The organism is Nostoc sp. NMS4 (genome assembly GCF_017115095.1).
Classification (GTDB): domain Bacteria; phylum Cyanobacteriota; class Cyanobacteriia; order Cyanobacteriales; family Nostocaceae; genus Nostoc.
In genome coordinates, this window is the sequence record NZ_JABXKI010000165.1 from 49,973 (window position 1) to 64,900 (window position 14,928).

Sequence of the window (14,928 nt, forward strand, 5' to 3'; positions counted from 1 at the left end):
TCTTAGCATCTTATCATTTGTCAAGTATGCGATCTAGTAATTCTTCTCTCCAGACAAACACTTCTGGTAGGCTAGATTTAGTCAATATACAAGCATCTATATAAGCTCTGGCGTAATTAAGTTGGCCTAATGATTCTTCTATTTGAGATAGTAAACAATATGCATCTGTTCTTTCACTGTCTAACTTTGTTGCTTTTTCTAAATATTTTTGTGCTTCATTTAACTTATTTTGCATTAACCTTGCCCATCCTAAATCTTTATACAACGATGCTTGCAACTCTTTATTATTAGTTTTTTTTAACCCGCTTAACGCTAAAGTAGCTGCGGCGTTGTAATCCCCTTTTTTATTTTTCAATCTTGCTAAACCTGCAACAGCAAATATTGCTTGATCGCTACTTCTGATAGCGATTTCATATTGCTTTTGTGCTAAATCATATTCTCCCTGTCTATCATAAAAATCACCTAATCCGTAATGTGATTCCCATTTATTAGGTTTTAATTTAAAAATTATCTCGTAAGTTTTGTTAACACAATTGTAGTCATGTAACTGCTGACATGCAATTGCTAAATTATTATAAGCACTATCATCTTTAGGATTATATTTTATAGCTAGTTCGTAATTATTTCTAGCAATCTTAGGCTCATTTTGATGCTGTAAACCCTTCTCAAAGTAAAAAAATGAGACTGAGTTAGTTAAATTATGTCCATACTTTATTGCTCTTTGAAAGTCTTTCTCCGCATCGGCATTCCTATTTTCTTTATAAGCTTCTTTACCTTGATTAAAAAAATAATCTGCTACTGTGTATTTTAAGCTATTATTCAAATTCACTGCTTTTTGAAAATCGTTCTCAGCTTGGTCAAATTGATTTTCTGCATAAGCTTTTTTACCGGAATCTAAATAATATTTTGCTACTAGAGGTAAAGATGCATATATCAAACCAACAATACTCATTAAGCCTAATACAAACGCACTAATTTGAAATGGCTTTGATTTAATTACTCGATTAAGCTTTGATTTACTAGGTAAGCGCTCCAAACGCTGTATTATTATTTGAGTACTTTGTGGGCGCTGCCCTACAAAAGGAGCCATCATATCATCAAGTAAATCAGCCAAAAATTTATCTATGTGAAGTGCTTTATCTCTCCAAATTAGTCTTCCTGTGTGCTCGTCCATTTTGATTTCAATTAAAGAAATACCTGTGACTAAGTAAACAAAAGTTCTACCTAAAGCGTAAAAGTCTGACTGTGGTACAGCTTGTCCATGAATTTGCTCTAAGGGAGAGTAACAAGCTGTCCTAACAGCAGTTATTTCGTAACCATTACCGAATCCTGTAGTAGTTCCTCCACTGGTACTAACTTTCGCAAAGTAGGTTCTACTAAGCTGTCTTGCTCCACCAAAGTCAACAAGTGCTAAATTCCCATCGGGTTGATGAACAATGTTTTCTGGTTTGATATCTCTGTGGAAGAAACCAGACCGATGAACTAAATCAAGAATCTCCATCAACTGCAATAACCATTCATAAGCCGTATCTTGGCTAATTCGTCCGTAAGATTGTACCCACTGAGTTAAGTTCTCTCCTTCAAACTTATGCATAACTAGACAATGTAGTTCTAGAAGATTATCATTCAGTCTAAATGTGAAATAATCTTCCCTATTAGACTTGGGAATCCCAGGATGGTCTAGGATTTGTAATATGAGTGATTCTCTTTTAAGTAGCTCAACTAACTTAGAATCATCAATCCATCTTAATACTTTCATTACTCTTATCTGAGGCTGAGGATGTTCTTCTGTGCCAGTATCCTCTATCTCAAAGACATCTGTGTAAGTATATGGATTTTGCTCTAAAGAACGCAACGGGCGCAGCAAACGAATACGCCCGTTTATTATCAATGGATTTCCACATGCTAAACAATTTTCAGCGCTATCAGGATTATGACGCTGGGTGCAAAGAGGATTTATGCAGTAGCCCACAAGGTAACTTCCCTTGTTTGTATTGTATCTGGTATTTTATGCACTAATCCCAATGGATCAACTAAAATATACTTCTTAATAGATGCTTGTAAACTATAACTAGCTTCTCGTTTGTTTGATTTCCCAGCAATTTCAATTAACGAGCGTTGTTCTAAAACTTCTATTGCTGTTATTAGTTCAAAAACTGACAACTTTAAATCTACTCGCTCTTTTAAATTATCAATGAGTTTAGAGAATTGAATGGGAGTCGAATTTTGTGACATTTCTTCTGCTAAATAAATCATTATTTGCCTTTGAAGATTACTTAAAAGTCCAACTTGTCCAAATTGCTGATGTAGCATTGTTTCAAGTTGAGGATCAATCATAGTAGTTTGATATCTAAAAAACGTTTTAACACTCCCTTCAAAAAAACGATTAATTCTGTCAGCCAACGCTTCTAAACTTGATGGATTACCATGATAATTTTCAATTAATCGCTTACATTCCTGCCCAGTTAAACCTTTTTCTTGTAATATTTGCATTCCTGTATTTACATCTAAACCTTCTAATTTGAAAGAGCGAATAGGTAGTTTTGTAGTCACAGAAGCAAATTCTTTTAAAGGCAACTGACTTGTTATAATAATGCAGCTTTGATGCTTTCCTTCTGTAAGTCTTAAAAGGAATTTTTCATATTGTAATCTTTTTCCAAAATCATCTGCTAACAATAGCTTTTCAAATCCATCAATTACTAGCAGACAACGATGTAAATGAAGCTGTTTTGATAGTAAAGATATGCTATCTATAAAAGAATTTTCATTTGCTTCTATGTCAAAATTTTTATTTAAATCAATGACTAACTCATCAATTGATAACGAATGATTAATTGTTTTCCAGATTACACATTCATATATACTGTTTAAAGAATCAAAAAGTATTTCTTCAACCAATCTAGCGGCTAATAAAGTTTTTCCTATTCCTCCAACTCCAGTAAAAACTATACAGCGCTCTTTAAATAGAGTAATTTGTTTCTTAAAATAGTTAATTTCATCTTTTCGTCCATAAAAAGATTTGATTTTAGGCAGCTCCCCATAAATTCTAATATTCCCAACGAAACTATCGTTATCCAGTCTGGATGCCTCTTCCTTCAGATAATCGCTCTTTGCTAGTTTAAGCAAAATAGATTTCAACGATATTTTTGTTACTTTCACTCCATCACCAATAATTCCTGAAAGCATACTCCATAGTGGTGGAGCTACTTTCTGCTGCAAATAGTATGCGTTATACCCCGAATCACTTGCCATCTCTTTATAATCTTTACTATCCCAAACTCCCTTAATAAGAACTTTTTCTACTTCTGTTAAATACCTTCCCGTAGATTGAAACACTTGTTCTTCTAATACAGCTAATACTCTTTTTACGTCTAAAACTTGGCTTGAATTCATGCCGACTTTTCCTTACGTAAGTAGGTATACATACAGTTACATTTTACTCATTAGTACTTAAAATGTCTACAAAATTCACAATTATTAACTGAAGCTAGGTTCTCAAATTACCTTTCTAGGCTATATGATTTAAATGCTACATCTTAATAGGGAGATTTAACGCATCTCTAGTACATTATCCGGTCTAGCTTGAGCATAAAACTGTGAAAGAAGTTGACCAGCGTCAACCAAGGAACACCGCATGCGGGTATTTTTGATCACTGATTAACTCAATGGGTTTGTTTTGAAAAGCTTGTGTCTAGGTATCTTAACCTAAACCAAATATCTTCTACTAATACATTTGAGTGAAAGCTCTTAGCTCAACTGAGTAAAACGACCAGAACTTCTGTAAAATCAAGCTAATTGAAAGGAGGCATGGAGGTGAAGATACAACAGTACGACAACCTAACGCAGAAAGCGCCACTAAGGAGTCGCGCTTTCTGCGTATTGCAAATTTCATATTGATCTAGAGCGGGTTTGATCTCGAAGGAACAAAAGAAGTTGTCGCTAAAGTTTGGCCACTGGTGCGACTACTAAAATTGTCCGAGAGTTTTTACCGCGCTGCCAGATCCATTATAGGGTCTGCCGCTTGGAAAGTCCATTCCTTGCGGGATGTTTTTGCTGTCAAAATTCATAAATTTTAGGTAAAGTTAAGTTTGGTTAAGAAAGATTCCGAATTTTGTAGTTAAAAGATGTAGCAGCGCGAATAACAGTTACCACTTATCAGTCAGAGTCTTTGATAACTGATAACTGATACAACCCCCGAGTAAAAGCTTGTCAACCAAGTTATCAGGGAAAAATATCGTGAAAAATGACATAAGGCCAATACAACAGGGTGTCCGGGTTAAGGCTACATCAAAAATTTTTTCAAACACCTCTCCTAGTGATCACGACAGGAGAGAAACATGCTGACAGTAGATAGAGAAACCAAATCAGAACTTCATTACGATGATCTCAACAGTAGTATCAAAGACACCTTCGCTGCTCTTGACCAATTTGAGTTGCAAGCAGTAGAACAGGTTCGCATCATGCATGACGAGCAGATGTACAGAATCGCTGGATACAAAAACTTTGAAAAATATTGCCAAGGCGAATTGCATATATATGGCGGCTATCGGCGTATAAATCAACTCTTAGGGGCATCAAAAGTTATTGTTGCAGCAGGGGAGTTGGGGTCACAGATTAAAAATGAGCGCCAAGCCCGTCCTCTTTTGAGGTTAGCCAAAGAACCAGAAAAACTTATTGCTGCGATCACACTGGCTCTTGAATCAAACCCAGACCCTAGTGAATCAGATTTCGCAGCTGCGGCTAATATTGTTGCCCCAATGCCTTTAGGCAGAAAGCCATTCCATCAGGAACCATTGGTTCCCAAAAATCAGGAACCATTGGTTCCCAAAAACATGAAAGTCACAATTTCATCACCAGAACATCCCCGTTATGGAGAATCGGGAGTAATTGAGGCTTCGGCTCCGAATAATTCGCAGCAGATTGTCACCTTCTCTGATGGTGAAAGGCTGCTGGTAAACAACACTGATTTGGATGCCGCAATTGTGTCCCAATCGACTGAGCGTACATATCCTAAAGTTTATGCCGAAGCGATCGCAGCACTCAAAGAGCAACACAAACTTGAGTTAGAGCGCCTAGAGCAGGAATTGAGGATTGGACTACAAGCAGAAGCGGGGGCTAGAGCCGAAGCCCAAGTAAGTGAGCAAATCCAATCTCTGCAAGACCTGTACAAGCAGCAGAGGGAGCAAAATATCCAGTTGCAGCAGCGATTGGATGAAATGGAGGGGTTGAGAAAGCTCGATATTGAGAATCAGCAACTCCACCAACGTATCCAGGAACTAGAAAACGCACTACTTGAACGCCCTCAACAGCAGTGGGGAAATACTATGACGCAACAGGCGACTATTGTGTTGAACAAGCAAGTCAAAGAGGCGTTAGAAAAAACCATTGATTTGCGAACTCTTGCAGCCGAACCCCCCAAAGAAAATGCCCAAGAATGTCTACGGCTCATGGGCATGGCACTGAAAAACCTAAGCGTTGCCATGAACAACACCCAAGCTCTCAAGGCGGCAGCGATAATTTTGGGGAGTGAACCCACAAAAGAAGCGATCGCAACAAGGACGGAGCAATTACAACTATTACCTGTGGCTATTAGGGAAATTAGGCAAGTACTTGCTCGTCTTGAGTTTACATGGCAGGAATTTTGGGCTGTGGCTGAAAAATACGAGGTGATCAAAGCAGACTACTGGGCTGAACTTACCACCCAGGAGACTGATTTAATCACAAAAGAAAAGGAAAAACAGTTAACAGTTAACAGTTAAGCTGATCGTCATTCATTTTTCGAGGTTGATTCGCTGTAAGGATAACCCTACGGGTTCTGCTCCCGCAGTACAGAGGGAGATTTTATGCAACTTACAGCAGTTTTCGAGCAAACCCGCCACAAAAATAAATCCTAAAACAAAGCCCAGTATTGCTTTTAGTTGTGGCACATTTGATTGCAATTCGCTGTAAATAAATGCTCCGTCCTTATCGCTGATAATGCGGATACTTGATGACTGATGAATGCGGCATAGGTGCAATGTCGCTCAGATTGTCATGGAAAAATAAAGGTATTGAATGTGAATACAAATAAAAATGCAATTAAGAGTGGCAACAAAGAGCCATTCGAGCCGAAACCAGATTGCAAGGTATCAATTGAGCAGATATTACACCCAATTGAATACCCAAACAATCTCAAGGCTGCTGAATACCATGAGTTATATGTTGGTAGTGCCATTCATCCAGCCCTGATTGAGAGCTGCTTCTTCCACATCGAAGGAGAATCAATTTACGATTACCTGTTTATCTCCAACAAAATCCCTCGAAAAAATGCAGGTCGAGTCACAGATGCATACATAAGGCAATATCAGCATCTATTGCTGGGAGGAACATGGATTCAATCTCTTGACCCGTTTAAAAACTGGCAACCAATGGAGTGGGGGCGGATTAAGCCCAACTTCCCGCGCATTGATTGGGAGAAAGGTAAACCCGTCAAATACGAGTCACCCCCCAAAACCCCCAACCGCGTTACCTACTTTGATGTTGCTAACCCCATCTGGGACAAAGTAGCAAAACGTTATTTAATTAAGCGCTATCATTCCCTTTTGGCCCTGCGCTTACTGGATAAACTCAATCCACTAATATTTTGGGAGTGGGTGAAACAGCATCCAGAGATTCCGATAATATTATGCGAAGGGGAGAAGAAAGCCGCTTGCTTGCTGAGTCTGGGGTTTGTAGCGATCGCACTTCCGGGAATTTGGAACGGGCGCGTGGGCAAACAAGATTTTGATGAACGGTTGCATCCTGACTTAGTACCAATGGCTCAGGCGGGGCGCAAGTTCATTATTTTATTCGACTACGAAACTTCTTCTAAAACCAGGTGGTCGGTGTTTCAAGCCACTGTTCGCACTGCAAAAGCAATCGAATCGGCAGGTTGCTTTTGTGAAGTTGCATTACTGCCGGGGCCAGAAAAAGGCGTTGATGATTTTGTAGTTAGTCGCAGTGAAGATGCCAATGCACTACTAACTGCAATTATAGACGATGCCAAATCACTTGCCGATTACCAGCGCTCGTATCGGGCTAAGAAATGGGGACTTAGCAAATACAAACCAGATGTCACTATTAATATCAAGTATCTCTCTGAGGCTTTGTGCATTCCTGAACTTGAAGAAAAATGCTTGAGAGTGCCTGAGCTTTATGAGCTTGAAAAGGAACAACTTTTCACGCCATCTATAAAAGGACATCAAAGAAACAAGGAGTCTACCAATTCTGGCGAAGTTGATTCATCCAAATCGAAGAAATCCCCTACCTTCAATTTCCCAAAATCAGGACTGGTTGTACTCTGGAGCGACATGGGTACAGGCAAAACTGAACTTATGCGCTGGTGGCGTAACCAAAACCCCGACGCGCGGTTCCTCAACAATGGGCATCGCGTAAATTTGCTGAAAAATCTTGCCGAACGACTCAAAACCGCCATGTACTCTGATTTGGGTTACACAGGTTTAGCTCAAGCCCAAGCCCTTAGTATTACTATTGACAGCTTGCATAAGCTGAATACTCAGTCTCTCACCTACGGCTGCATATTTATAGATGAAGCCTGCCAATACCTTACCCACCTACTACACAGTAATACTTGCAAACAACACCGTGCAGCAATACTTGAAGTACTGGAATATATAGTATACAATGCGCCACTGGTCGTCATCGCTGATGCACACATGGATGATTTAACGGTAGACTTCTTTCTTGCAATGCGACCAAAAGGTGAAGTCCCGTACATTATCAAAAACGAGTGGCGAAACGGTTCACGCACAATTTATTGGTACGAGGGGGATAATTCAAGCGCCCTAGTCGCCCAAATCTCGGCAGCGCTGATGCTTGGTGAGAAAATCATGGTTGCAAGTGACAGTAAGCGTTTCATCAAGAAACTCGACAAATCCTTTACTATCAAGTACGAAGAATCTAACTCCGAAAAATCACATACACCACAAAAATGGCGCATTTGGTCGGTTCATTCCGATAATTCTGGCAGCGATGAAAATGTCGCTTTCATCAAAGATATCACCAACGCCGTCAAAAACTTTGATGCCTTGTTCACCTCTCCCAGTCTCGGTACTGGTGTCGATATTTCTGAGTATCATTTTGATGTTGTATTCGGTGTCTTTCACGGTGTTTCCCAAACCGCTACTGAGTGCGCTCAACAACTGTACCGCTATCGTCCAAAAGTCCCGTTTCATATTTGGGTGGCCCCACGTCCTCCCTTTGGTTACAAGGATACCAATGCTACCAAGATTAAAGAGCGCTTGCTCCAAACCAATGAAATGACCGCTTTTCTGTTGCGGATTGACCGTCAAACAGGTAAGCGCGGAGCCGAGAAAGATTGGGCGCTTGAGGCTTACTGCCAAATTCTTGCCAACCGCCACTATTCTCTCAATAATCTGCGCGATGATTTGCGATCGCTGCTCACCGAAATGGGCAATACATTTATATGTGTGGGCAGTGATGATGATACTCAATCCCGTGAAAGTTTAAAAGCAGCAGCAGAAGCTTTGGATCATGCCCACAATTCTCATGTTGCCAAGGCTAAGAATATTACTTTGAGTGAGTACCGTGCCCGTCAGAGCAAAGATTACCTTGACCCTAGCGAAATTTTTGAATGTGAAAAGTTCCGCATTTCTGATTCTTACGGCATCGAAGTAACCGAATCACTCGTAGAAATGGATAAAGGTGGCCGCTTAATTAGAGCAATTGCTGGACTTGAAGCCATTTTAGCCCCACCCGAAGAATCGTTTACTGACCCCAAAACTGGGCAAACTTATCCTACACCACCAACAATTGTCACCCAAAAAGACCGCACCGAGCGCGACAATCTACCTTTGTGCATCGACTGGGGCAATTATTCGGCGCGGTGGCTGGCTAGATTTAACCTGGGGCTGCATCAGATTCTCACTTCTTTAGTTGCAGGTGAGGAAGTTACCGCCTCGGATTCCACCTTACTCAAGATGAGGGACATCGCTATACATTGTGCTGCTCACGTCAAAGCAATTCTTGGGTTTACTATCCCCAGCGACTGTAAGCCTATTTGGTTGCTAGGAACTTTAGTAGAGCAGCTGGGGCTAAAGTTGACTTTCCGTAAGCAAGGTAAACGCGGTCAACAGGTGAAACTTTTCTCTTTATCTAAAGAGCAATTGGAATTTGCTCTCCAGGTAATTGCTCATCGCGTGGAAAAGCGTAATCAAAAAGAAAATCGAACCTATTACGCTGCTCAAACCCCTGCTGTGTATAGTGTAAACCCTAATCAGCAGCCCGTATCCATCCCCCCCCTTGATGCTATAGGGAACTCCCATTGCCAAGGGGAGGATACTACCGAATTTGAGTCGCCCCCAACCGATCGCATTACGCTACTCCACTGCGTAGAAATACTTCGCTCTGGTATTTCTCGTGGAGTAGACGCAATTAAAGGCATTCTCAAGCGATGGCAGAGTGATTTGCGCTGGGAGACGGTGCTGGAACTTGAAGCGATCGCGGCAAATGAACTGCGACTTGTGGAATCTCAAGTTCCTGAATTTTATGAATGGCTCTCGGAAGAAGTGTTACCTATGGAGGGGGCTGGCTAGAGAAAAATCCCTTTGGCATTTGAAAGCTGTTTTTTGTTTCGTTCCCGGTAGCAATTGATGCCACTGGTTCCAATTTGTGCTGCATTTTCACAAGTCATGCAAAATGTTAAAGATCCATCAAGTTTAAAGCGCTACTGTCATTGGGTCTAGCTTTCAAATAGCGATCGGTGATGGCTAAATTGGCATGACCCAAAGTTTCTTTCACCAGCACTGGATTAGTCCCGCGCTCAATCGCGTGAGAACCGTGGGCATGACGTAACCAGTGAGCAGAAACCAGTTCGCTTAATCCAGCTTCTTGTGCAATTGCTTTGACAATCGGGTGCAAGTTTTGACGGTCGAGATGTCCCCCTTTTTGACTTCGGAAAACTGCGTCTGTAGGTAAAGCTTGACCTTTGAACTCCATTAGTTCCGCCCACAGTTTCGGCTTAATGAGAATTGTGCGATTTTTGCTCCCCTTGGCTTTTCTCACGTACACCTGTCCACTATCACTGCGGGGTGTCAAATCTACCCAAGTTAAATTACAGATTTCACTTGCCCGTAACCCTGCCTGATACAAGAGTTTGATAATTAACAAATTACGTAGGGCTGTGTACTGTCGTTTGGAAGTTTTCGCATCAGCTAAATGCTTATTGGCTGCCCGTATCAACAATTTAATATCAGCTTCATCGAGATAGCGTTCGTTGATTACATCTGGCAATTCACCCAGTTTTAGTGCCATACCCACATTAAAAGGGAGATATCCAATTTTATGAGCGAAACTAATCAAGCTTTTAGCACAAGCTATGTATATCCGCTTTGTGCTTTCGGCATTGCCCCCAAAGTCAGCGGCGTATTCTACCAAGTCTTCATAAGTCACTTTTTTGAGCGGCTTGTCCAGAAAATCCAGAAATCGCCTAGTGTATCGCTGGTAAGCCCGAATAGAAGACGACGCTTTTCCCTCCAGCCACAGCGCAATCAACTTCGCCTCCGCCTGCGCTACTGGCAAGGAAGCAAGAGCCTTTCTATGCGCTGTTATGTGGACAAGAGAGAGCGTCATTTTTATTACTCCCTTAAAAATCAGACACAATCACAGTTTCGTCTGGTTTTATAGTGTCTGATTTTTATTGTCCTTTAAAATGGGCGTTTCAACTCACCCTCAAGCGAATGAAAATTTCTCGATTTTTGCGTATAGTACACCTCTAATACTGAGGAGCGTGACAAACACAATACTGTTATGCAATTGTTCAGCAGGGTATTTATTTTGAAAAGCCTAAAAGTAGGTGAAAAAAATAAACTAAAAATGACTTTATAGTTAATAAATGATATAAGAGGTCAAAGAGCGGACTCCAAAGTTTATTTACGCCGCAGTGTACTGCTTTTTAAGCGCTATCACGCCATAAAACTATAGAGTCATTTTTAGTTTATTTTTTGAGAGTGGTTTGATTGCTTTGTGTTTAAGACACTTTTTTTCTAGAACCGCAAACGGGAGCTAGAGAAGTAGTTTCTCAAGAATTGCCAAGGCACTTACCAGTAATGAAATGCCCCGCCGTCGCTTACCAGACAGGGGGCGAAAGCACAGCTAGCTACTTCTTTTCTCACTCTTGATTGAGAGCAACAACCGCAAGCCGGGTGAAATTGTTAAGTTGAACATTTCTAAATTGCAATCGTCGGGTGCAAAAAAGCGCTTTCCAACCGCTGCTGTAATCGCGTATATCGCAGTTGGCCGTCACTAGAACGCAAAGCCTTGGATATCGCTTTCTTGGAACCAACGACAATCGCTAACTGCTTGGCACAAGTTAATGCTGTGTACAACTGTTTACGAGACAACATCATATAAGGCTGCGTATAAATTGGCAGAATCACTACCGGATATTCTGAACCCTGGCTTTGATGAATGGTGAGGCTCCAGGCGAGGGCAATTTGATTTAAGTCTGCTCTGGTCCTAACGACAGTATGCTTACGATACTGCACAGTAACTTCCATCTCTTCAGGATCAATGACCTTGATAATTCCGAAGTCGCCATTAAAAATTTCGTGATTATAATCATTAGTCAGTTGAATGATCCGATCGCCTTCTCGTAATAAATTCCCGCCCCTGGTAATCTCTACTTTGTCGGGACTGGGCGGATTAATCAACTGCTGCAATACGGTATTGAGGTTACGAGTCCCAAGCAAACCGCGCGACGTGGGGCAAAGCACTTGCACATCCGTAGCTCGATTGTAACCCAGGCGGGGAATCAAGTCTGTAATGATTTCGGATATTGCTTTAACACCATGTTTGGGGTGATGACCGCCGCCGTGCCACAGACACTCAGACACGGGATTATCGGAAATCGGTTCAATTGTGGGAAACTGGCTTCGGTTAATTTGGTGAGCAGAGGTGATAATTGCGCTCTGTTGGGCTTGCCTAAATACCTTGGTCAACCGCACCACCGGAACGTGACCAGAATTAATCAAGTCAGCAAAGATTTGACCGGGACCGACAGAGGGTAACTGGTCAATGTCACCCACTAGCAGTAGTTGGGAACCGTATTGTATCGCCTTTACCAAAGAAGATGCCAGAAACAAATCAAGCATACTAGCTTCTAGCGCGACAATTGCGGTATGGGGTAAAGGGTTTTGATTATCGCGTAAGAAGGCCATTGTCTTTGGGTCAAATTCCAACAAGCAGTGTATGGTCTTGGCTTCGAGTTGTGTGATTTGACTCAGGCGTTGAGCAGCGCGTCCAGTTGGCGCAGCTAAGGCGATAGATTTGCCCATTGCTTTCCACAGAGAGACTATGGTCTGGGTGGTGAAAGTTTTACCGCAACCGGGGCCACCAGTAAGAATCATTACCCTTGAATATGCAGCCATTTCTACCGCTAGCCGTTGCTGTGGTGAAAGTTTGATTTTACGACTCTTGGTGAAGCGCTCAATCCAGGCGCGAACACGAGGCATATCTTGTGCAACTGGTTGGCAAAATCTAGATTGTATTAATTGAGCAAGGTTCTGTTCGGTGTGAAAGTACGTTGGTAGATAACATAGCAGCGTTTGGTCTTCGCTTTTCTCGCGGATTAAGTCATCCTTGAGTGCCATGTCTTTGATAATATCAGCGAGGGCATCTTCTTCGGGTGTGTGATCTGCTGTAGTCAGCAGTTTGATAACATTCTCAATGAGTTTTGGCTGGGGTAAATAGCAATGCCCATCGGCAGCAGCTTCGTTCAAAACATGAATTAAACCAGCACGGTAACGGAACTGACTATCAGGCGCAACTCCTAAATTAAAGGCAATTTTATCAGTTCTCAGAAAACCAATACGGTAGATGTCAGCAGCTAACTGGTAGGGATTGCTGGTGAGAGTAGCGAGTGCTTCATCCTTGTACTGCCTGTAAATTTTGACTGCATAAGTAGTAGAAACGCCATGACTGTGGAGAAATAGCATTAAATAGATGTAAGAGATGTAAGAAAATAAAATAAAAATAAGTTGATAGCTAAATAAAGATATTTTGAATTGAAGCAGAGACTTCATATTTGGGTTATGCCATCGGCGACGGCGACCCGGACGCGAACAATCCCACAAACTATCGAGTTTGCCCCAGTACCAGCGATGAATTGTGTCGCGTACAGTCTGTGGATGCCATTTTAAGTATTGTGCGATCTTTAGCACTGTCCATCCAGCGGCTGATAAGCGTAGTACAGTGGCACGACTTTGAGTTCTTGGTGGTATACCTTTTGCTTGAGTGAGTGCTAGTAGGGCTTGATCTTCTATTGGTGACAGGTCAACTTTTAAAGGCGCTGGCATCTTGGTCAGGGGTAAAATATTTACGACTAAAAGAGATTATCCCAATTTGATGTGCCATTATTCTCTCTCGACTCGTCGCTGGTAAGGAAATCACTGCTGACGGCGATCGCTGTTGACTGCGCTGCTCACATCAAAAATTTTGGGTTTCACTGTTCCCTCTGACCCCAAACCGATTTGGCTGTTGGGGTTGTTGTTAGACCAACAGGGGTTAAAGTTAACTTACCGCAAGCAGAGGACAAGGGGTCAACAAGTTAAATTATTTTCTTTATCTAAGAAAGAATTAGACTTGAATTGGGTTGGTTGGTTGTGGTGGAGATGGAGGAAGTCGCCGCGACGGAACTGCGATCCAAGGAAGGAAGCGACTGTGCCTGATTTTTACGATTGCGTCTTCTTCCATTCTTCGAGAGTCAAGCAAGTTTTCCCAGTGGGTATTAATGCTGTGGTTGCTGACACACCGAAATTTGTCAGCGCATAATTTTCTACTTCTGCGTCCTTGAAGGCAAGTTCTACTACTGTTTGCTTTTCCTGCTTTGACAGAGCTTCAACCTTCACGTTTGCTGCGGTAGGAACAGCATTCGTTTTATCTCTGGTGAAATTTTTTACATTATAAAATTGCTCTTGTTCTGGCTTACCTGAGTTCAAGCATCCTTTAGACTTGACAAACAATCCTGTAGCCCAATAGCTATTAACAAAGTGTTGCTTATTAACAAACTGCACCCCATTAGCTGCCCAGACGTAAACGGGATCAACATATCCTTTAGTTTTGGGAATTTTAGTTTCGCTACATCTTACTCCATCCCGCAGACGACTTCTATAATCTCCGCATACCTTCCAAGTTATTCTATATAAGTTAGGTGTCTCTTCTACATATTGCCTTATTTGCTCCTGTACTTCCTTATCTTTTTGGCTTTGCACATCAGTTAACTTAGCCCCATAATCATTCTCTGCCTGAGCAAGGTTGTCCGCATCAGACTGGCAAGCTCCTAAGCATAGTCCTACACCTATTGAAACAAGTGCTGTAAATATTTTTCTTTTACTCATAAATACTCCAACAAATGATTATGAAAATTAATTTCCAATTTCCTTGCTTGACCAAATATCTACTTCTAACAAATGCTGAAGTACAAGCTGCAAGTATTATACATATTTCTTCTATACATGTAATCAAGTTTTAACAGTTTTTAGTTATGATGCAAAACATGGTGAGGTATCGAAGGGAAAGTTCAATTTATGGAGAGCAGGGATACTTAAATCAATTCGCAATTTGCAATTACGTTTTGTAACGGGGATTTTAATTAGGCAGGGGACTTAAACCCCCATCACTTGTTAAAACTAATTTAGATATTTCACATCATAAAACTAGCCAATAGTCAATCCCCCCTATTTGACACTTACTGAAGAGGTTGCAAAAATATTTATACTAATAAACGATTAGGGATGTGAGTATATCAATCACAAAGGCTGATAATACAACAAAGAATTTTTATCTATGTAGATTATTAATGTTAGAAATATTGCTCTAGTACTACAGTTCTGTTTTTTTCAGTACCAGAGTACGTGGATTTTGGGGTTGACT

At 41.2% G+C, this 14,928-nt stretch carries 8 protein-coding genes; 2 read left to right on the forward strand and 6 right to left on the reverse strand.

Annotated features, from left to right (window positions below; translation table 11 throughout):
* Nucleotides 1-13 precede the first annotated feature (13 nt).
* Together HWQ37_RS14070 and HWQ37_RS14075 are read right to left on the reverse strand one after the other, a co-directional pair.
* Nucleotides 14-1,972, reverse strand: coding sequence for a protein kinase domain-containing protein (locus HWQ37_RS14070; protein WP_292748204.1), 1,959 nt, complete (start codon nucleotides 1,970-1,972; stop codon nucleotides 14-16).
* The gene (locus HWQ37_RS14075; RefSeq protein WP_292748205.1) at nucleotides 1,957-3,393 is read right to left on the reverse strand and encodes an NB-ARC domain-containing protein; all 1,437 of its coding nucleotides are present in this window, start codon (nucleotides 3,391-3,393) and stop codon (nucleotides 1,957-1,959) included. The genes HWQ37_RS14070 and HWQ37_RS14075 overlap by 16 nt, the downstream gene beginning before the upstream one ends.
* 944 nt (nucleotides 3,394-4,337) lie before the next feature.
* Between HWQ37_RS14075 and HWQ37_RS14080 the strand changes: the two genes are divergently transcribed.
* A complete protein-coding gene (locus tag HWQ37_RS14080; RefSeq protein WP_292748206.1) occupies nucleotides 4,338-5,759 on the forward strand; it encodes a hypothetical protein in 1,422 nt (473 codons plus the stop codon).
* 12 nt (nucleotides 5,760-5,771) lie between these two features.
* On the opposite strand, the gene HWQ37_RS14085 is transcribed toward HWQ37_RS14080, so the two are convergent.
* Entirely contained in the window at nucleotides 5,772-6,017 is a 246-nt protein-coding gene (locus HWQ37_RS14085) for a hypothetical protein (protein ID WP_292748207.1), read from the reverse strand.
* A gap of 123 nt (nucleotides 6,018-6,140) precedes the next feature.
* Between HWQ37_RS14085 and HWQ37_RS14090 the strand changes: the two genes are divergently transcribed.
* Nucleotides 6,141-9,593 carry a plasmid replication protein, CyRepA1 family gene (locus HWQ37_RS14090; RefSeq protein ID WP_292748213.1) on the forward strand — a complete coding sequence of 1,151 codons (3,453 nt, stop codon included), beginning with the start codon at nucleotides 6,141-6,143 and terminating at the stop codon, nucleotides 9,591-9,593.
* Nucleotides 9,594-9,699: 106 nt separating this feature from the next.
* Here the strand turns inward: HWQ37_RS14090 and HWQ37_RS14095 are convergent, their stop codons facing one another.
* The 3 genes from HWQ37_RS14095 to HWQ37_RS14105 form a co-directional block, all read right to left on the reverse strand.
* A complete protein-coding gene (locus tag HWQ37_RS14095; protein ID WP_292748208.1) occupies nucleotides 9,700-10,629 on the reverse strand; it encodes a tyrosine-type recombinase/integrase in 930 nt (309 codons plus the stop codon).
* A gap of 596 nt (nucleotides 10,630-11,225) precedes the next feature.
* Nucleotides 11,226-13,352: an SF1B family DNA helicase RecD2 gene (recD2, locus tag HWQ37_RS14100; protein ID WP_292748209.1), complete on the reverse strand. Its 2,127-nt coding sequence runs from the start codon at nucleotides 13,350-13,352 to the stop codon at nucleotides 11,226-11,228.
* Between the two features lie 375 nt (nucleotides 13,353-13,727).
* Complete coding sequence (locus HWQ37_RS14105; protein ID WP_292748210.1) at nucleotides 13,728-14,393, reverse strand: hypothetical protein; 666 nt, start codon at nucleotides 14,391-14,393, stop codon at nucleotides 13,728-13,730.
* Nucleotides 14,394-14,928: the final 535 nt, after the last annotated feature.

Excerpts from the sequence above, each read along its gene's own strand:
- recD2 (WP_292748209.1), bottom strand. The coding sequence starts at position 13,352 with ATGCCAGCGCCTTTAAAAGTTGACCTGTCACCAATAGAAGATCAAGCC.
- HWQ37_RS14080 (WP_292748206.1), top strand. The coding sequence starts at position 4,338 with ATGCTGACAGTAGATAGAGAAACCAAATCAGAACTTCATTACGATGAT.
- HWQ37_RS14095 (WP_292748208.1), bottom strand. The coding sequence starts at position 10,629 with ATGACGCTCTCTCTTGTCCACATAACAGCGCATAGAAAGGCTCTTGCT.
- HWQ37_RS14105 (WP_292748210.1), bottom strand. The coding sequence starts at position 14,393 with ATGAGTAAAAGAAAAATATTTACAGCACTTGTTTCAATAGGTGTAGGA.
- HWQ37_RS14075 (WP_292748205.1), bottom strand. The coding sequence starts at position 3,393 with ATGAATTCAAGCCAAGTTTTAGACGTAAAAAGAGTATTAGCTGTATTA.